Consider the following 18798-nt stretch of genomic DNA (forward strand, 5'->3'; position numbering starts at 1 on the left):
ATATGAAAGTGAACGACGATCTTAGCTTAGCGTGATATTCTACGTAAAACTGAGACTTTTTGTTATTTAGGGGGCGGTAGGAGAAACATTTTGTTTTGTCTGGATTGATGGCGTACACGAGACAATTTTTAGTTTTGACCATACAAGAAAGCTGTTATCACGAAAGAAGAGACAATTATGGTCAGAATTAAATAAGGAACGATATTATTGGTGATTAAAAACTTAGTTTGATGACTAATACTGATCCAACTACATTATCAGATATGAATACAAGTAGTTTCATGATAGACACTATGTTTCAACGACTTTTGAAAGAAGGTTCAGAGCTTTCTAACAATTTCATGGATGTCCCAGATTTAAAAGCGGATACGAGTCGTATGTTATTCAGTGTGAAAAAATGAAAACAGCTGTTTGTCCAGATTAGTGGTTCAAAACAGTAATTCTGTTCGTTGCGCATACAAAAAAGATCCGTTGACTCCGCTACACAAGAATAATTAAAAAAGCAAATTAATCGAAAAAAAGATTAATTTACTTTCAGTGATTACTCTAGATAGCGTTCTAAATTGAATTTATGAACAGTGTGGATAAAGTGTTCGTTTAATATTTGGTAACGATCCTCGTCAAAATATGAATGGCCCCAAGTAGTGATGTTGATAATTAATGGCTGAAATTCTTTAATAAGCTTTGCCATGGCAATTGGATCACCTTGTTGAGCTGCACAAATCGTTTCGGTATAATTCATCGCTATTCTCCTCGTAAAGTTAGATTTGGGTCGTCTAATTCTTATGGAGGAGGGGGTGAACGAATCTTGATGACTAAATTAGTCGAAGAAAGTAGCAGCAATTTTGCTTAAGACCTTGCGATGCTGTTTAGAAATCGCTTGACTACTAACGTGCAAGATTTGTCCGATAGCTTTATCCGAAAGCTGCTCAACATATTTATAATAGAGTAATTTCTTTTGTGGATCGGTCAATCTGGCTATTGAAATAACCAGCCTTTCATTGATGAAATACTCTTCAAGGTGTGCTGCTTGTTCCGCTTTAATTAATTTAACGCCCGGTAGCATCTCATCAATCAGGTATTCCAGCGTTTCCTCATTTAGTGGAACTTCAGGAACTTTGTGCTGCTCCTCCACATAAAGTGAGCGAGTCTTGTTTACCAGTGATAGCTTGGCATAATGCGAAAATGCTTGTTTGACATCTTGATCAGACATAACAAATCCTCCTTTTACCAAACAAATACTAAAAATTGTTGCAAAATGAAACCGTTTTATAAACTTGTATAAATAGATTATAAAATAAAGTCAGTCAATAATCTCAATAAATATTTTAGTTTGTCGAGGAAGTAAAAAAAATAAGTTCTAGGTGCATGTTTGTGACAAATTGTAAATAATCATTTTTGTGTTGGATAGTTCTGTTGCTTTATTTCAATTGATTAAATATAGGTGTTCAGGAAAAGACTTCATTAAAAATATTTGTATGAATAGGTTTCAATACAATAAGTTCATTGATTTAAAAAAAGTTGAACTAAAATGCTAAACCAACAAATTAACTCCATAAATACAATCTACAATGAATATAGAAAGTGAGGTTTTTAATTTTGATTATTATAGCATTAATGGTTTTAGCGCTTATATTATTGGCTGTGTTTCATGTATGGCAAGAATCACGACTTTTATGGAAATCCAATTATATGGTAACTGTTGCTATAAGTAATATTTTATTTTTAGTTCTTGCTTTTATTATGTGGATTCCGGCTAGAAATAATATTTTGCTCAGTGCATTGTTGGCCATTTTAATACTTCTTGGACTTATGTCGGGGGTTAGTGGCGTCGCTAAGGATGGATTTATGATATCGGGTCTGTTGCCAACTTTAATTGACTTTAAGGACATTCAACAAATAAGTATGATGAACAAACAAATTGCACCCGATAAAACAGTTTTAGTGATCACGGGTCAGTCAAAACGGAACAAACGGTTTAGTTTTATCTTCAAAAGTAATTCAGTTGAAGTACAGAACTTTGTCAATAAACACATTGCTGATCATGCTTCTGTTCAGAGTCATGAATAATTTTTTTTGCGTTTTCGTTTACAAATGTAATCATAAATGCTATGTTACAGATGTAGTCATCAGTAGAGGTGATGGTTTTGTTAAATCGCGAAGTTTGTTGTGTGACCAATGCTGAATATGAAGTCCTGCGAATTATTTGGCACTATCCGGGAATTTCAACCAAAGATATTTGTAAGGAAATAAAAAAGCGAAAGAATTGGCAACTTAGTACTATAAAGACATTATTATTACGACTTGAAAATAAGACTTTGATTGTTAAGAATACCTACTATCATCAGGCTCATTATTATGCCCAATATAGTGAATCAATAGTCGTCTCTGCCTTTATCAAAAGGTTGCTTTCTAGGCGAGAAACCTTGTCACAAGAAGAATTCTTAGAACTTGTGGAAAATAATCTCCAAAATAACTCCAGTGACATTGGTGGGCTGAAAATAAATGAAAAAACTTAAACTTACCCTTGATAAAATGTGCTGTGAAAATGCTGTAAAAAGAATTTTTTTTGAGTTACATTCAATTAATGGAGTAGAGGAGACCCATTTTGATTTGGCGAGTCGTTCAGTGTTGATTTATCTTCAAGCAGGCACTTTACCGGCAATAGAGAGTAAATATCAGGATGAAAATTTGATTAATAAAGGATGTAAACAAGATGAAAAACAAAAAAAAGAAACAACAAAATCATGGAGATAATGATGTGCAATCAATGGATCATACTCATATGAATATGGAATCCAATGGTGGCGACATGATGCAACACGGTGGACAAATGATGCATATGGGGAATATGAAACGTAAATTTTGGGTATCACTGATTTTTTCACTTCCAATCATTGCATTATCACCTATGCTAAAATTCAGCTTTATGCCTAATCTAGTTTTTCCAGGTTCAGAGTGGTTAGTATTGATCTTGGCTACTTTTCTTTATATTTATGGTGGTGCACCATTCATTAAAGGTGCAAAAGCCGAATTAAAGGAAAGAAAACCAGAAATGATGACGCTTGTAGCGTTAGGCATAACTGTCTCCTATTTCTATAGTCTCTATGCTTTCACTATAAATCAATTTTTTGTAGCAGATACCCACGTTATGGATTTCTTTTGGGAGTTAGCTACATTGATCGATATCATGTTGCTAGGTCATTGGATTGAAATGGATGCCGTTATGGCAGCAGGAAATGCACTTGAAAAAATGGCGGCTTTGCTACCTAATACTGCTACTATTGTTGCTGATAACGGTGATCATATTGAAAAACCACTAAATGAAGTTGTGATTGGTGAATCAGTAATTGTTAAGGCAGGTGAGAAAATACCTACTGATGGTATTATTCTTGATGGAAATACAACTGTGAATGAAGCTTTAGTCACCGGTGAATCTAAAGCAGTAACTAAAATGAAAAATGATAAGGTTATTGGTGGATCCACTAACGGCTCTGGTGCCATTATGGTTAAGGTAACTGGAACTGGACAGTCTGGCTATTTAGCACAAGTTATGCAAATGGTAAGTAACGCACAAAAGGAGCAGTCTAAGGCAGAGGGCGTTGCTGATAAAGTTGCAGGACTATTGGTTTACGCAGCAGTTAGTGCTGCTATTCTTACCTTTATTGTGTGGTTATTGGTTTCAGGTGACTTTAATCTGGCATTAGAACGTACCGTTACGGTTCTGGTTATTGCATGCCCACATGCTTTAGGTCTTGCCATTCCGCTAGTAGTTGCGCGTTCAACCTCAATCGGTGCACAAAATGGATTGTTAACTAGAAAACGCCAAGCGTTAGAAGATGCTACTGAGTTAGATGCTATTCTTATGGATAAGACGGGTACTCTGACTGAAGGTAACTTTGCAGTAAATGACTATAAGGCTACAGACACAGCATATTCAAATGAACAAATTCTATCGTTGATGGGTGCACTTGAATCTGGCTCAAGCCATCCATTATCGGTTGGTATCTTGTCAAAATTAAAAGAGCTAAATTTAAAAACTATTAAAGCAAAAAATATTCAAAACCTTCCTGGCGTAGGAATACAAGGCGAAATTAATAAAAAAAATATGACGATTGTTAATGAAAAGTATTTGCGTGAAAATAAAATCAAGTACGACAAAAATACAGCCAGTAAGTTAGCGTCTGCTGGTAACACAGTTAGTTTTCTCCTTGTTGCAAATATTAATGTTGGTTTTGTGGCCCAAGGTGACCAAATTAAACCAGCGTCAATAGCATTGATCAATGGACTTAAAGCACAGCATATTCGTCCAGTTATGTTGACTGGAGATAATCAACAGGTGGCACAGCAAGTGGCTGAACGTCTTGGAATTGATCGACAGGATGTTCATGCCGAATTAAAGCCTGATGATAAGGAGAAGATAGTTAAGCAATATCAAGATAAGGGGTTTAAGGTTGCTATGGTTGGTGACGGTGTTAACGACGCGCCAAGTCTGGTTCGGGCAAATGTTGGGATTGCAATTGGTGCTGGAACCGATGTAGCGGTTGATTCTGCCGATATTGTTTTGGTACGAAGTGATCCGGCTGACATACTGAACTTTCTAAAGTTGGCAAAGCATACGACTAGAAAAATGGTACAAAACTTGTGGTTTGGTGCAGGGTATAACATTTTTGCTATTCCATTAGCTGCCGGAGTATTGGCATTTGCAGGAATTGTATTAAGCCCAGCTTTAGGTGCTGTTCTTATGGGGCTTTCAACTATTATTGTTGCTATCAACGCGCAGACATTACGAATTGGCAAGTAAGTGCGAGGAGGGATTGATGTGCAACGCAAACGGCTTTATTTAATACTCATTGGCTTTATTATTATCGTGATCGGACTCAATGTGTTTTGGTTAATTAAATTTAAGCAATCGCCAGTTAAAGCAGGAATGATGCCAAATACAAGCTCACAAATCACTAATAATAAGGAAAAACAAAGAATATTGAACATTCCTCCTGTATTAAAACCAGATTCAACTGATGCTAACAATGTTTATTACACTTTGCGAGCACAAACAGGTATGACACAGTTAGTATCTGGGGAAAAAACAAAAACGTATGGTTATAATGGCCCATTTCTCGGCCCAACGATTCGAGTTGAAAGAGGGCAGAATATCCATATTCATACTCAAAACCGTTTAAAACAAGCAACTTCTTTTCATTGGCATGGTGCTATTTTAGATGATTCAAGTGATGGTGGTCCACATCAAACAGTTGCAGCAGGACAGAACAAGTTGATAAGTTTTAAAGTTAATCAACCTGCTGCTACGCTCTGGTATCATCCTCATGCTGTTGGTAGTACGGCTAGTCAAGTTTACAATGGACTAGCTGGTTTTTTGTTAGTTGATGACCAAAATAGTCGGCAACTAAAACTACCTAGAAATTATGGCAAAGATGATTTTCCAATTGTAGTACAAGATCGAAGCTTTGATAAAAATAATCAGTTAGATTATAAAAAAATTGTATCTAGTAATGGTACGTTGGGTAATACGTTACTAATAAACGGTACTCAAAATCCATATATCGAAACAACTACTAAATATGTTCGGTTACGCTTATTAAATGGTTCCAATGCTCGTGAATATACCTTTAAATTAGATGATCGTAGTTCCTTTTACCAGATTAGTACTGATGGAGGATTTTTGAAAAAACCGGTCCAAGAAAATAAAATTACGCTTGCACCGGGTGAACGAGCCGAAATCGTTGTTGATTTAGGTCACTATTCACAGGGAAGTCAGGTCAAACTCAAGTCGGCAGACAGCAACATTCTGACGATGAAGGTGAAGAATAATCATGACGGGGAAACAAAATTACCACGACAACTGACTAATCTTCAGACAGTCACTAAGTCAGGACAAAAAGTAACACAAAATATTGCTTTATCGGATATGGGACATATGGTAAGCATCAATAATAGGCAGTTTTCAATGAATCGAATTGATTTGAAAGTAAAGCAAAATACGACGCAGGTTTGGAAGATCCGCAATAAAAATAATATGATGGGTGAAATTCATCCTTTTCATATCCATGGTGTTCAGTTTCGATTATTGAGTATTAATAACAACGCATCACCAAGCAACATGCACGGTTGGAAAGATACGATCATGACAAGACCGGGTAACCAATACAAGATTTTGATTAAATTCACACAAACCGGAGTTTTCATGTATCATTGTCACAATCTTGAACATGAAGAGGCTGGAATGATGGGTCAAATTAGAGTTGTGCCGTAAATATTACTTAATTCGCTTAATGAAATTAAGCCAAGTTTGTCTAATGGTATCAAGCTGTTGCGGTGGAATTAAGCCTAGCATCATGATAAATAGTAACAATGGGCAGAGGATAATCAGAAGAATTGTTGCTAGCATCCACATATTTATTCACTTCTTTTTCTTTTTGATAATTATGCCAGATGTGTATGGAGATTATATGCAAAATATATGGAGGTAGAAAAATTTGACAAAAATTTTAGTTGTTGACGATGAAAAGAAAATTGTAGATATTGTTACCGCCTATCTAATTGCGCAAAAATTTGAAGTTGAAGTAGCCTATTCTGGAACGGAGGCCTTAACAAAGTTTTATAAGGGACAGCCTAATTTAGTAGTGCTTGATCTTATGCTGCCAGATTTGGATGGTAATGAAGTAACTAAAAGAATACGGCAGGATAGTAAAACACCAATAATTATGTTGACTGCCAAATCAAGCGATGAAAGTATTGTTAATGGACTAAAATCTGGAGCAGATGATTATGTGGTTAAACCTTTTAGTCCACGAGTAGTAGTGGAACGGATAAAAACTGTACTGCGACGTGTCACAGAGGAACAAGTAGAAAAAGTACTTTCTTTTAATAAGGGACAGTTAAAAATAAAACTAGAATCTCAGCAAGTTTTTGTTTGCGACGCAGAAATTGCACTCACACATACAGAGTACGATATTCTGTCAACAATGGCGACCTATTATAGACAAATATTCACTCGTGAACAGTTGATTGATTCAACAAGAGGTATTGACTATGACGGATTAGACCGAATGATTGACTCACATATTAAAAATTTAAGGCGGAAAATTGAAGATGATAGTACTAAGCCAGTTTTTATAATAACTGTTCATGGCCGCGGTTATCGTTTTGGTGGGAGTAAAGACGAATGAAGCGGCAGATTCGAACACAGCTAATAATCTCTTTTCTATTTTTGGTGTTGTTGATTGTTGGTTCAATTAGTTTAATGACAGTAAGCCTGGTCAGTGATCATTTTGATAAATATGTGCAACAAAAACATGATACAACGCTCACTGCATATAAAAATGAATTAATGGTTAGTTATCTGACTAGCAATGGTACTTGGAAACAATCTAAAGTTAAAAAGATTGGTGCTAGAGCACTACAGGATGGCCTTATTTTAGTTTTAAAAGACGCTGATAATAAAATCGTATGGGAACCAAGTCAGACCTTGTTACATAAGGCCACTAATGCTAAAAATATCGATAGTATGAATAAAACGACTGAGGCCATCAAGATTAATTCTAAACAAATTGCCCAAGCACAATTCTCACATAATGATGCTTTAGGTTATACACGACATGATGTGGCGTTTATCAATGATTTACGAATTAGTTTGGCCGGTATCTCGGCCTTTGTTTTTTTAGTCGCGATAATTATTGCGGTATGGATAGCCCGTGATCTAAGTAAGCCGTTACGACAAATTGTATCCTTTACTCAAGCGGTTGCATCTGGTGATTATCGAAATCAATTACCACAACAAACCCAAATTGTAGAAATAAACGCGCTAATAAATGTAACTAATGAGCTCTCACGTCAGTTATCCAAGAATCAGGCTCTGAGAGAACGCTTATCTTCCGATATTGCTCATGAATTACGAACGCCTTTAACAACGATCCAAGGTTCGTTAGAGGCGATGATCGATGGTATTTGGCCAATTAGTGAGGCTAGGTTGGTTAGTTTAAATGATGAAGTCATAAGGCTGACCCACTTAATCAATAACATTGAAAATATCGCTTCAATTGAACATAGTGAGGATAAGTTAATTAAGGTTGATACAGATCTTAGTAAATTAATACAACAAGTTTTAAGTAACTTTCAGAGTAACCTTGAAGAGAAAAAAATAACACTTGATTATCATACTGAGAAAGTTATTGCCGTGATAGATCCAGACAAAATAAATCAGGTTATTACAAATTTATTGTCAAACGCCATAAAATTTACACAAACAAGAGGCAAAATAATAATTAAGTTAAAACGAATATCGGATAACATTGTTTTGACTGTAGAAGATAATGGTAGTGGTATTGCGGAAAAAGACGTACCACATATATTTGATCACTTCTATATGGCTGATCCAGCACGAAATCGACAACAAGGTGGGCAAGGAATTGGTTTAGCAATCGTTAAGACAATTGTGGTGGCTCATGGTGGCTCAGTTTCTGTTGATAGTAAATTAGGTATTGGGACGATTTTTACAGTTAAACTACCATTAAATAACTAAGAGGGGATGATTATATGGGGGCATTAAATCCGATTGCGTTTAAACTAGGACCTTTTCTGGTTCATTGGTATGGCATTATTATTGCTAGTGGTGCAGTGCTTGGCGTACTACTTGCAATTAAAGAGACTAAGCAGCAAAAGATTTCTGCGGATGATATTTATGATCTGATACTCTGGGCTTTACCAATTGGCCTGATAGGTGCACGACTTTATTATGTTATTTTTGAATGGTCGTATTATTCGCAACATTTAAATGAGATCATTGCAATTTGGCAAGGCGGAATTGCAATTTATGGCGGTTTGATTGCTGGTGGTATTACATTGATTATCTTCTGCCGGCGACGTGGCCTGTCAATTTGGCAAGTTTTAGATGTTGTTACGCCAGGCATCATGCTAGGACAAGTTATTGGGAGATGGGGGAATTTTATTAATCAGGAAGCTTTTGGTACTGTCGTCTCACGTGGCTTTCTGCAGCAGCTCCATTTACCCAATTTTATCGTACAGCAGATGTATATCGGTGGTGCGTATCATCAACCGACATTTCTATATGAATCGGTATGGAATCTTATTGGATTGATTTTACTTATTAGCTTACGACATAAAAAAGGGCTTTTTAAACGAGGAGAAATTGCGTTAAGCTATGCAATTTGGTATTCGTTTGGTCGATTTTTTGTTGAAGGAATGCGGACTGATAGCCTGTACCTATTTGGACAAGTACGAGTCTCACAATTATTATCATTAGTTATTTTTGTTGTTATGATAATTATCTTCGTTTATCGACGAAAGCAACAAAAGATCTCTAATTATTTAATCAGCTGACCAATATTTGATAGAGGATGATGCTAAATTATGATTAATTTATATTTTCATACCAGTGATCCAGCAAAAAGAAAAATGTTGGATTGGTTTCGTTGTCAAAAAATAGAAACACAAACCAGAAATATTATGCAAAAACGCTTAACAAAATTAGAAATTAGACATTTATTTTTGCTGTCTGATAATGGTAGTGATGATTTAATTGCAACACGTTCAAAGACTGCTCGAGAATATACTTTCGATAATAGTTTAACCTTTGATCAATTAGTTACTATCGTGTATAAGCATCCTAAAATCATGAAAAATCCAATTGCTTTTAATGAGAATAATTTAATTTCTGGATTTAATCTTGAAGATATCGGTGTTTTCATACCACGAATACAGCGTAAACGTGAGCGCTTGTCACTGTTTAGTAAATTATATACCGTGGAGTTTGGTTAAGGAGATTACAACAACAATCAGTTCCGAAAAGAAACTAAAATTTTTTAATTTTTGTGTTTACAAATGTAAACAATAGAGGTATGGTGATTTGTATTTACAAGTGTAAATTAAGCGAGGAGTGATTAATCTGAATAAAAATAATCTAACGTACATGACGCCTTCTGAATGGGAGGTGATGCGCATCATTTGGACTAAGAGAAGTATAAGTAGCCTTGATGTTATTGAAGTGATGCAGCGAAAACGTGATTGGTCGGAATCTACAATCAAAACTTTACTTGGTCGGTTAACTAAAAAAAATATTTTGGCGACAACTAAAGAAGGTCGTCATTTTAATTATCGACCTACTGTGCCGGAAACAACCGCAATGGACAAAACTGTGGCTGAATTATTTCAACATCTCTGTGATATGAAAAAAGGAGCCGGCATCATTAATCTGTTAGCTAAGTTAAATCTTAGTAAAGGTGATATTGAGCGTATGCAGGCTCAGCTTGATAAAAAACTAAAGGATGCGCCTAGCACAATTAACTGCAACTGTTTGTCTAGTGGAAAAAATGATTGTTATATAACTGATTGAAAAATAATTTTTTACAAGAAGGAAGTCTGATTATGGATAAAATTTTGGTAACAATAATAGCCGGTCTACTAGTTGGTTTTATTGTCTGGTGGTTCTTCGGCAAACATGTGACTAAGGAGGTTGCGGCCGATGTAACAGGTAATGAACAAGATGTTAGTGTGATCGTTAATGGCGGTTATACACCTAGTACTGTAGTTTTGAAACGTGGTATTCCTGCCCAAATTACGTTTAACCGTAAAGATCCCTCAAGCTGTTTAGAACAAGTTGTTTTCGAAGACTTCGGCATCAATGATTTTTTGCCACAGAATAAGGATCATGCAATCGACATTGATACAAGTAAACCTGGTGAATACAGCTATGCCTGTGGAATGAACATGTTTCATGGGAAGGTGATCGTTAAATAGAAAGTTTAGCTCATAAAAATATTGGAGGAGTTATTATGGTAGAAAAGAAACAAAGTATTGTGGTAGTTGTTGATGGTGGCTATCATCCAGATACAGTGAAACTAACCAAAGGAATTCCTGCAGAAATTATTTTTAAGCGGATCAGTGATAAGGGATGTGTAGATACGATTGTATTTCCAAAACTTGGTATCAAGCGTTTCTTACCAATAAACGAACAACAAATTTTCTCGATTAATACAGATAAGGCTGGCGAATATCAATTTCATTGTGGGATGGATATGGCCTACGGAAAGGTGATTATAAAATGAGTATAAGAAATCGATTTATATTTTCTTTGATTGTTTCTACTCCAATATTAATAAATATGGTCGCTAGTCCTTTTGGCTTCGGGTTACCAGGAGGTATGTGGACGCAGTTTCTACTGACAACTGCAGTAATGGCCGTCTCTGGCCGAGCATTTATACAAAGTGCTTGGGCATCATTTCGGCATCACCATGCTAATATGGACACTTTAGTAGCGATTGGCACGGGAACGGCCTATTTATATAGTATTTATGCAATGTTTAGTAACCAAGACGTTTTCTTCGAAGATGCAGCCCTTGTCATCACCTTAATTTTATTGGGCCAAGTCTTTGAAGAAAATATGAAACGTAATGCATCTGGTGCTGTGGCAAAGCTATTGGATTTACAAGCGAAAGAAGCCGAAGTTTTGCGTGGTGGCGAAATTATTAAAGTTCCAATGGCTGAAGTTGTCGTAGGCGATATTCTTCGTGTTAAACCAGGACAAAAAATTGCTGTAGATGGCGTAATTACTGAAGGTAGTTCGACAATTGATGAGTCAATGGTTACAGGTGAAAGTATGCCGACTGAGAAAAAAGTTGACGATACGGTAATTGGCTCAACAATGAATAGTACTGGAACATTTATGTTTAAGGCCAGTAAAGTAGGCAATGATACATTACTAGCACAAATTGTTGAAATGGTCAAAAAAGCTCAAACTAGTCATGCACCAATTCAAAAAACTGTTGATAAGATTTCCGATATTTTTGTTCCTGCTGTTTTAATTATTGCAATTCTGGCCTTTTTTGTTTGGTATGTTTTACTTGGAGCCAGCGTAGTAACTGCCATGCTATTTACCGTTTCTGTAATCATTATTGCTTGCCCTTGTGCATTAGGAATTGCTACGCCAACGGCCTTGATGGTTGGTACCGGACGCAGTGCTAAGATGGGCATTCTAATTAAAAACGGTGAAGTGTTGGAGGCTGTCAATACAATTAAAACGGTTGTTTTTGATAAAACAGGTACGATTACAGTTGGAAAACCAAAAGTAACGGATATTATTGGTGATGAACAAATGGTACTTGACGTAGCAGCTAATCTTGAAGCTTCTTCGGAGCATCCTTTAGCAGCAGCTGTGCTAGAAAAAGCTAAGGAACAAGGCATCACACCCAACGCTGCACAAAATTTCAAGGCAATCGAGGGTAAAGGTGTACAAGCACAGATCAATGGTAAAAAAGCCTTCATTGGTAATGATAAATTACTTGATAATTATAATCTTACTGATCAATTAACAGCTAAAATGGTACAGTTGCAAAGCGAAGCCAAAACAGTGGTAATTGTTGGCTACGACGATAAAATTGTTGGGTTAATTGCTATTCAAGATGCGCCAAAGCAAAGCTCAGCTACAGCAATTGCGGCCTTGAAGAAACGTGGCTTACGTCCAGTTATGTTAACTGGTGATAACGAACGGGTTGCTCGGGCAATTGCTGATCAGGTTGGCATTGATGAAGTAATTGCCGATGTACTACCTGGTGATAAGGCAGATCATGTTAAACAGCTTCAACAACAGGCACCAGTTGCGTTTGTTGGTGATGGTATTAACGATGCACCGGCATTAACAACAGCTGACGTTGGAATCGCCATGGGATCAGGAACAGATATTGCGATTGAATCAGGCGGTATTATCTTAGTTAAAAATAACTTATTGGATGTTGTTAATGCACTTGAATTAAGTCAAAAGACGTTTAATCGAATTAAGCTGAACTTGTTCTGGGCATTTATATATAATTCACTGGGCATTCCTGTCGCTGCTGGTATTTTTGTCGGACTTGGTTTGATCTTAAGCCCAGAGCTGGCTGGTTTGGGGATGGCATTGAGTTCATTATCAGTTGTTGCGAGCTCGTTGATGCTTAATAAAACCAAGTTAACCACTGTAACTGCGTGAGATTGGAGGTCATAAAGTGGAAAATCAAAATTCAAAGAAATCTACAGTAATAACAGTTGCTGTAGCAGTTATCTATACTATTGTTGCAATTTTTGCTGGAATACTCTTGTTAAATTAATTAAATTAACTACGAGTTTGAATTAAAGAAGTAGAAATTTAAATCTTGTTATACTGCTTTTGGTATTGGTTTAATTTTCTGGGATTTCATTAAACGATAACGATAAATGTAGAGTTTTTTTGAGAGGATGAGAGCAATGCAATCTCGAAGATTTAAGCCTTGGTGGGTTGTTTTAGTAGTATCTTTAGGCATTTTTGCTGTTATAGGAGCGATTAGTGTAGATACCTATAATAATTTAGCTAAACAGAATCAAGAAGTTGAAGCGCAATGGAGTCAAGTAGAGAACGTGATGCAACGACGCTATGATTTAATTCCAAACTTGGTAAGTGCAGTTAAAGGCAGCATGAATCAGGAACAGAAGGTTTTTGGTCAAATTGCTGATGCACGGAAGAGTTATGGCAGCGCGACAACAGTTAAGGAAAAGGCTAATGCTGATAATAAAGTCAATAGTTCAGTTGGTACTTTGATCAATGTGATCCAAGAAAATTATCCTAATTTGAAGTCGAATACCAATGTTGCGACGTTAATGACCCAACTAGAGGGATCTGAAAATCGTATTGCGGTTGAACGGCGTCGTTATATTCAGCAAGTTAAGACTTATAATCAAAGTGTGGTTACTTTTCCTAAAAATATTTTTGCATCTACAATGGGCTTAGGTAAAAAGACTGAATTTAAAGCAAATTCAAATGCAAGCAAGGCTCCTAAAGTTGATTTTAACAACTAGGAAGTGGACACAGTGAAACGAAAAAAGACGAATATCTGGCTGTGGTTATTATTATTACCATTTTTGTCACTGTTCCAAACTACTCTTGTTCAGGCAGCCAGTTTACCTAATACGCCAGCTGAAAATTATTTTGACCAAGTGAATTTGTTAGATTCACAGACACAAAATTTAGTTAATGCTAAGAACCAACAATATGAAGGAACCAAGGCTAAACCACAAATTATGTTGGCTGTGGTAAAATCTACTGGCGATACTGATATAGACCAGTATGCAGCTGATTTATTTTCAAAATGGAGAATTGGTCAAAAGAACTCGGATAATGGTATTCTAATTCTTTACGCCTTAAACGGTGGGAAACGTAATGTTCGTATCGAGGTTGGTTATGGATTAGAAGATGTGGTTACAGATAGCCAATCTGGACAAATTTTGAACAATAATACGGTACAATTGAAATCCACTTCCTCTACAATCGTAAACCAGGGATTACAGAAAACATTCGATAGCGTAGCAACATTAGTTGATAAACATTATGGCTATAAAAATAATAAAAGTGCAATTTCTGGTAATGAAAATCAGAATGTAGTGAAATCTGATCGTAATCTTTTCAATTGGAAAAATATTTTGCAACTAATCGCTTTGCTTATTTTTATCGGTTTTATAATCAGTCCTTGGGGTCGCAGTTGGCAATTCTGGTCAATAATAGCTTGGCTTTTCAATAATAATAATGACCATTTTGGTGGCTTTGGTGGTGGTTCTTCAGGTGGTGGTGGATCCTCTGGCGGTGGTGGTGCAAGCATTTAGATTCTAGAATATTTAAGATTTATTTTCCGTTTATTTTTCCATTTGGAATACCGAGATAATATTTACGCTTAAAATATCGTAGTATTTGCGGACTATGATGTAATAATAGTTATTTATAGTTTCTAAAAAGCAAAAGTGTGAAAAAGAGAGATGAAAATAGTTGATTATTTTTAGTGAATTATTGCAGCAAACGCCAAGTGTATCTGCAATATCGCATTCGAGAATTGGTGTAGAGCGCGAAAGCCAGCGAGTAACTTTAGACGGAAAGTTAGCTGGTACTGATCACCCGATTGTATTTGGTAGTCGTCGGTTTCATCCCTATATTAAAACAGACTTTGCCGAGACACAGTTAGAAATCGTAACCCCGGTAGTGGATACTGTGAATGATTTGTTCCATTGGTTGGCTGCATTACATGATGTGGTCTACCAGTCATTACCAACTAATGAAATGTTGTGGCCTCTTAGCATGCCACCAGCATTGCCAAGTTGTGAAGATCAGATTAGCCTAGCTAAGTTACCCGACTTTAAGGATGTTTTGTATCGACGTTATTTGGCAAAAACTTATGGTCGGCGTAAACAGATGATCAGTGGCTTACATTTTAATTTTGAGCTTCCGGCTGTGTTGGTTGAAGCATTGTATCGCCAACAATGTGAAATTAAGGATCTTGCCTGTTTTAAAACAACTCTCTATTTGAAAATAGCGCGTAATTATCTGCATTACCGTTGGGTGATTACTTATTTGTTCGGTGCATCTCCTGTTGCCGAACGTAACTACTTTAAGCACCATGAAGAGAAGCCCCAGAAGATAGTTCGAAGCATTAGAAACAGTGAGTTCGGTTATCGCAATAAAGAAAATGTTCAAGTATCGTTCGAATCATTGAAAATCTATCTCAGTGATATCGAATCTCAAATACGCAAAGGTAATTTACTTGAAGAGAAAGAATTTTATTCTTCAGTTAGGTTGCGCGAGAGCCAAAATATAGTCAGATGTAAACAAACAAAAATTGATTATCTTGAGTTAAGAAATATCGATATTAATCCATTTGAACGATATGGAATTAGTAAAAATCAGATTGTGTTTATGGAACTATTTATGCTATTCATGCTTTGGACAGATGAGAAGAAAAATGGTGATGATTGGATAGCAACTGGTAATCAAACCAATAATGAGGTGGCGCTTGAGTCACCATTAGCACCAACTTGTTATCGAACAAACGGCCTTAAAATAATTAATTTAATGAAAAAAATGACAAAGCAGTTGAATTTAAATGGTTATGAAGAAGTGCTACAACAGTCCCAGGACATGCTCATAGATGTTACAAAAACGATTGGTGGACGAATGACGAAGGGGTTAATGGCCACTAAACAATCGGATTTGGCAACAGCAATCGGATTAAAGAATCGTAGGGTTACCATGCAGGTACCTTATCAATTAAACGGCTTTGTCAATATGGAGCTATCAACACAAATCTTAATGTTTGATGCAATTCAAAAAGGTATTATGGTGGACATGGTCGATGAAAATGATCAGTTATTAAAACTACAATTGGGTCACCAAATTGAGTATGTTAAGAATGGTAATATGACAAGTCGAGATAGTTATATTGTGCCGCTGATCATGAAAAATAAGACGGCTACTAAAAGGATTTTGGTCACGGCGGGGTTTAATGTTCCAATCGGAGTTGAATTTGTTAACGCGGACACGGCTTTAGCGGCCTATTCAAGATTTGTGGGTGAACCGATTGTGATTAAGCCCCAGTCGGCTAATTACGGTAGGGGAGTTTCCGTATTTCAGTTTTCTCCTTCTCTAGCTGATTATCAACAAGCAATTCGGCGAGCATTTACTGAATGTTCGACTGTACTGGTTGAGAATTTTTTTGCAGGGCCTGAATATCGGTTTTTAGTAATTAATGATAAAATAAAGGCAGTATTATTACGAATTCCAGCTAATGTTATTGGTGATGGGCATCATACAGTAAAACAGTTAGTTGCAATTAAAAATAAGAGTACTTTACGTGGCCTGAATGATCGAACACCGCTTACAAAGATTTCTTTGGGTGTGGTCGAACAAGCCATGTTGAAAAGCCAAAGCCTTACGGTTGATTCAATTCCGGTGGTTGGTAAGCGCACCTATCTTAGAAAAAATTCAAATATCAGTTCCGGTGGTGATTCCATTGATGTAACTGATCAAATTGACTTTACTTACAAGGAAAAAGCTGTAGCTGCTGTGAAGTGTTTAGGTGCAAAAATATGTGGAATTGATTTGATTATTCCAGATAGATTAGTTCCGGTTTCTAGTCACGAGTCCTACTCAATTATCGAGGCCAACTACAATCCGATGATGGATATGCATTGCTATCCCTATAAGGGTAAAAAACGTCGAGTAACAGTAGACGTGTTAGAGTTCCTGTTTCCACAACTAACCAATTTGTAATGCTTCATTCAATAATGATAATAATGATGAGTACGCAAAAATAAATATATAGTAAAAGGCAATCATAATTTCCAATTTGGAGTACATCCTTTTGGAGGATCATGATTGCCTTTTTAAACGCTTGTATGTTTAAGGCTTTACAAGAGAGTTATCTGGTGTGGTAGACTTATTACTACTTTTTATCGTTATAATTAGACGGTGAGGAAGACAAATACTTTGTTGACCTGGTTTACTAATCCAACCAGTATTGACAGCAATCTGGTCTGGTGTATTGTCTTCCTTGTCTCGAATGCGTGTCCCATTAACTTCTATAATATTATATTCACCAGAGTGTGGGTGTAAGGTAAATAATTTATGTGGTGTTTTTTTTGATAATTTAATTTTTTTTATTACTTTTTTATCAATAGAAATTTCAGCATAGATAATTGGTTTAGTATTATTATCGGCTGCTGCGGCCAATTGTTGCTTTTGAGAATATCCAAATATGGCTAATGGTATAAAGGAAACTATTAATAATATGAGAAAAATTATATAATCCCAAGGACGCACTTGTTTTTTTAGATTTTTAAACATTTTTATTTATCGACATAATTAAAAGACACGAACTGCGAATGAGGGAGAAAAATAACTATTGATCGTGCGAATTCCAACTGAATCACTAGGTTTTGGTGAATCTATATATTGATTATTACCAATATAAATAGCGTCATGGTAGCTGGCACCAGGTTCTCCCCAGAAAAGAATATCACCTGGTTGCAGATTATCTAGACTAACTTTAGTACCAGCACTTTCCTGAGCAACGGTGTAACCGCCAACTTCTTTCCCTGCTTGGCGAAACGCATAGCCAACTAGGCCAGAACAATCGAATCCGCTTGGTGTTTTTCCACCCCACACATAAGGAACACCAATTTGTGCTTCTGCTGCATTAATAATATTTTCTATAGTAGATTGTGAGGCAGCGTTTGTGTTAGTAGTTTTTTGTGCTCCTGTATTAGCAGCAGCCGAACTTTGATTGTTGACCGATTGTTCTTGCGGTAGAGCCGATTTAGTTGTTTGCATAATATTTGAACTAGTTGAACTTTGTGCAGCTGTAGTGGGGGCAATCGTATCATCGCTTGAATCATTGGTACTAACTGTTTCAGAAGTAGCGCTTTGTTGCGGAGCTGATAATTGTTTTGTTTGAGAATTAATATAGTAAGGGGTTCCATTGTTATCAGACGCTAAGTATGTTTCTGGTACCCATCCTTGATCAATTCGGAACCAAGTCACACCATTTATTTCTTGCTGCCCTTGAATAGTTATGGCAGTACCATAAGATAAGTATTCTCCAGTCGGCGTAGTACCAGCTGAATCAGTCCAAATAGTGATTGCGGCATCTTTTAAGTTTGCAACTACCGTTTTGGTTGTGGCTGTTGCCGTGGGTGTAACCGTAGTTTCCTGAGCCATTTTTAAATATGTTTCTGGTACCCATTGATTTTCTGCTAATTGATACCAGTTTACTTTGTTAACACTTTTTTTAACATCAAGGGTAACTTTTGAATTAGGAGCTAAATAACTAATTGGCTTACTAGAATAGCTTGGACTACTCCAAACTGTAGTAGCACCGATTTGATAGGAAACTGTAGCTTGAGTTGTAGCTGCCTCAGCTGGTTTTCCTGTGAAAAGTACAATACCAGTTAATGATAGTGCTGTAACTAAAATAGGTGTATTTTTTTTCATTA

The 18798-nt window shown here is 36.3% G+C and carries 20 protein-coding genes; 16 read left to right on the top strand and 4 right to left on the bottom strand.

Annotated elements, in window-relative coordinates; all coding sequences use genetic code 11:
• Nucleotides 1–541: 541 nt before the first annotated feature.
• The gene (locus FD20_RS05090) at nt 542–742 is read right to left on the bottom strand and encodes a helix-turn-helix domain-containing protein (protein ID WP_010579427.1); all 201 of its coding nucleotides are present in this window, start codon (nt 740–742) and stop codon (nt 542–544) included.
• Between the two features lie 78 nt (nt 743–820).
• Nucleotides 821–1213 carry a sigma factor-like helix-turn-helix DNA-binding protein gene (locus FD20_RS05095; RefSeq protein WP_010579426.1) on the bottom strand — a complete coding sequence of 131 codons (393 nt, stop codon included), beginning with the start codon at nt 1211–1213 and terminating at the stop codon, nt 821–823.
• Nucleotides 1214–1599: 386 nt separating this feature from the next.
• Between FD20_RS05095 and FD20_RS05100 the strand changes: the two genes are divergently transcribed.
• The 16 genes from FD20_RS05100 to gshAB all read left to right on the top strand — a co-directional run bounded on the left by FD20_RS05100 (nt 1600) and on the right by gshAB (nt 17077).
• A complete protein-coding gene (locus FD20_RS05100; RefSeq protein WP_057736510.1) occupies nt 1600–2070 on the top strand; it encodes a hypothetical protein in 471 nt (156 codons plus the stop codon).
• 77 nt (nt 2071–2147) lie between these two features.
• Nucleotides 2148–2519: a BlaI/MecI/CopY family transcriptional regulator gene (locus tag FD20_RS05105; protein WP_041094429.1), complete on the top strand. Its 372-nt coding sequence runs from the start codon at nt 2148–2150 to the stop codon at nt 2517–2519.
• Complete coding sequence (locus tag FD20_RS05110; RefSeq protein ID WP_041094427.1) at nt 2506–2757, top strand: heavy-metal-associated domain-containing protein; 252 nt, start codon at nt 2506–2508, stop codon at nt 2755–2757. Before FD20_RS05105 ends, FD20_RS05110 begins: the two co-directional genes overlap by 14 nt.
• Nucleotides 2717–4804 carry a heavy metal translocating P-type ATPase gene (locus tag FD20_RS05115; RefSeq protein WP_057736511.1) on the top strand — a complete coding sequence of 696 codons (2088 nt, stop codon included), beginning with the start codon at nt 2717–2719 and terminating at the stop codon, nt 4802–4804. Before FD20_RS05110 ends, FD20_RS05115 begins: the two co-directional genes overlap by 41 nt.
• Nucleotides 4805–4822: 18 nt before the next feature.
• Nucleotides 4823–6274 (top strand): multicopper oxidase family protein, encoded by a 1452-nt coding sequence (locus tag FD20_RS05120; RefSeq protein WP_057736512.1) that lies wholly within the window; start codon nt 4823–4825, stop codon nt 6272–6274.
• Between the two features lie 223 nt (nt 6275–6497).
• Nucleotides 6498–7190, top strand: coding sequence for a response regulator transcription factor (locus FD20_RS05125; protein ID WP_041094421.1), 693 nt, complete (start codon nt 6498–6500; stop codon nt 7188–7190).
• Nucleotides 7187–8542 (top strand): sensor histidine kinase, encoded by a 1356-nt coding sequence (locus FD20_RS05130; RefSeq protein WP_225423649.1) that lies wholly within the window; start codon nt 7187–7189, stop codon nt 8540–8542. Before FD20_RS05125 ends, FD20_RS05130 begins: the two co-directional genes overlap by 4 nt.
• A gap of 14 nt (nt 8543–8556) precedes the next feature.
• Nucleotides 8557–9360 carry a prolipoprotein diacylglyceryl transferase gene (gene lgt, locus FD20_RS05135; RefSeq protein ID WP_041094419.1) on the top strand — a complete coding sequence of 268 codons (804 nt, stop codon included), beginning with the start codon at nt 8557–8559 and terminating at the stop codon, nt 9358–9360.
• 30 nt (nt 9361–9390) lie between these two features.
• Entirely contained in the window at nt 9391–9798 is a 408-nt protein-coding gene (locus FD20_RS05140) for an ArsC/Spx/MgsR family protein (protein ID WP_057736513.1), read from the top strand.
• 151 nt (nt 9799–9949) lie between these two features.
• Entirely contained in the window at nt 9950–10372 is a 423-nt protein-coding gene (locus tag FD20_RS05145) for a CopY/TcrY family copper transport repressor (RefSeq protein ID WP_057736514.1), read from the top strand.
• 32 nt (nt 10373–10404) lie between these two features.
• A complete protein-coding gene (locus FD20_RS05150) occupies nt 10405–10776 on the top strand; it encodes a cupredoxin domain-containing protein (RefSeq protein ID WP_041094417.1) in 372 nt (123 codons plus the stop codon).
• 35 nt (nt 10777–10811) lie between these two features.
• Complete coding sequence (locus tag FD20_RS05155; RefSeq protein WP_052467356.1) at nt 10812–11084, top strand: cupredoxin domain-containing protein; 273 nt, start codon at nt 10812–10814, stop codon at nt 11082–11084.
• Nucleotides 11081–13000: a copper-translocating P-type ATPase gene (locus tag FD20_RS05160; RefSeq protein ID WP_041094413.1), complete on the top strand. Its 1920-nt coding sequence runs from the start codon at nt 11081–11083 to the stop codon at nt 12998–13000. The genes FD20_RS05155 and FD20_RS05160 overlap by 4 nt, the downstream gene beginning before the upstream one ends.
• A gap of 254 nt (nt 13001–13254) precedes the next feature.
• Complete coding sequence (locus FD20_RS05165) at nt 13255–13842, top strand: LemA family protein (RefSeq protein WP_041094412.1); 588 nt, start codon at nt 13255–13257, stop codon at nt 13840–13842.
• A 12-nt stretch (nt 13843–13854) separates the two neighbouring features.
• Nucleotides 13855–14643, top strand: coding sequence for a TPM domain-containing protein (locus tag FD20_RS05170; RefSeq protein WP_041094410.1), 789 nt, complete (start codon nt 13855–13857; stop codon nt 14641–14643).
• Nucleotides 14644–14803: 160 nt separating this feature from the next.
• Complete coding sequence (gene gshAB / locus FD20_RS05175) at nt 14804–17077, top strand: bifunctional glutamate--cysteine ligase GshA/glutathione synthetase GshB (RefSeq protein ID WP_082232378.1); 2274 nt, start codon at nt 14804–14806, stop codon at nt 17075–17077.
• A 129-nt stretch (nt 17078–17206) separates the two neighbouring features.
• On the opposite strand, the gene FD20_RS05180 is transcribed toward gshAB, so the two are convergent.
• Both FD20_RS05180 and FD20_RS05185 read right to left on the bottom strand, forming a co-directional pair.
• Nucleotides 17207–17650: a NusG domain II-containing protein gene (locus FD20_RS05180; RefSeq protein WP_057736515.1), complete on the bottom strand. Its 444-nt coding sequence runs from the start codon at nt 17648–17650 to the stop codon at nt 17207–17209.
• A gap of 18 nt (nt 17651–17668) precedes the next feature.
• Nucleotides 17669–18796, bottom strand: a complete 1128-nt coding sequence (locus tag FD20_RS05185) for a C40 family peptidase (protein ID WP_041095442.1) — start codon at nt 18794–18796, stop codon at nt 17669–17671.
• Between the last annotated feature and the right edge of the window lie 2 nt (nt 18797–18798).

Source organism: Liquorilactobacillus uvarum DSM 19971 (assembly GCF_001434935.1).
GTDB lineage: Bacteria > Bacillota > Bacilli > Lactobacillales > Lactobacillaceae > Liquorilactobacillus > Liquorilactobacillus uvarum.

Excerpts from the sequence above, each read along its gene's own strand:
- FD20_RS05185 (WP_041095442.1), bottom strand. The coding sequence starts at position 18,796 with ATGAAAAAAAATACACCTATTTTAGTTACAGCACTATCATTAACTGGT.
- FD20_RS05115 (WP_057736511.1), top strand. The coding sequence starts at position 2,717 with ATGAAAAACAAAAAAAAGAAACAACAAAATCATGGAGATAATGATGTG.
- FD20_RS05140 (WP_057736513.1), top strand. The coding sequence starts at position 9,391 with ATGATTAATTTATATTTTCATACCAGTGATCCAGCAAAAAGAAAAATG.
- FD20_RS05160 (WP_041094413.1), top strand. The coding sequence starts at position 11,081 with ATGAGTATAAGAAATCGATTTATATTTTCTTTGATTGTTTCTACTCCA.
- FD20_RS05090 (WP_010579427.1), bottom strand. The coding sequence starts at position 742 with ATGAATTATACCGAAACGATTTGTGCAGCTCAACAAGGTGATCCAATT.
- FD20_RS05180 (WP_057736515.1), bottom strand. The coding sequence starts at position 17,650 with ATGTTTAAAAATCTAAAAAAACAAGTGCGTCCTTGGGATTATATAATT.
- FD20_RS05110 (WP_041094427.1), top strand. The coding sequence starts at position 2,506 with ATGAAAAAACTTAAACTTACCCTTGATAAAATGTGCTGTGAAAATGCT.
- lgt (WP_041094419.1), top strand. The coding sequence starts at position 8,557 with ATGGGGGCATTAAATCCGATTGCGTTTAAACTAGGACCTTTTCTGGTT.
- FD20_RS05150 (WP_041094417.1), top strand. The coding sequence starts at position 10,405 with ATGGATAAAATTTTGGTAACAATAATAGCCGGTCTACTAGTTGGTTTT.
- FD20_RS05145 (WP_057736514.1), top strand. The coding sequence starts at position 9,950 with ATGACGCCTTCTGAATGGGAGGTGATGCGCATCATTTGGACTAAGAGA.
- FD20_RS05095 (WP_010579426.1), bottom strand. The coding sequence starts at position 1,213 with ATGTCTGATCAAGATGTCAAACAAGCATTTTCGCATTATGCCAAGCTA.
- FD20_RS05130 (WP_225423649.1), top strand. The coding sequence starts at position 7,187 with ATGAAGCGGCAGATTCGAACACAGCTAATAATCTCTTTTCTATTTTTG.
- FD20_RS05165 (WP_041094412.1), top strand. The coding sequence starts at position 13,255 with ATGCAATCTCGAAGATTTAAGCCTTGGTGGGTTGTTTTAGTAGTATCT.
- FD20_RS05155 (WP_052467356.1), top strand. The coding sequence starts at position 10,812 with ATGGTAGAAAAGAAACAAAGTATTGTGGTAGTTGTTGATGGTGGCTAT.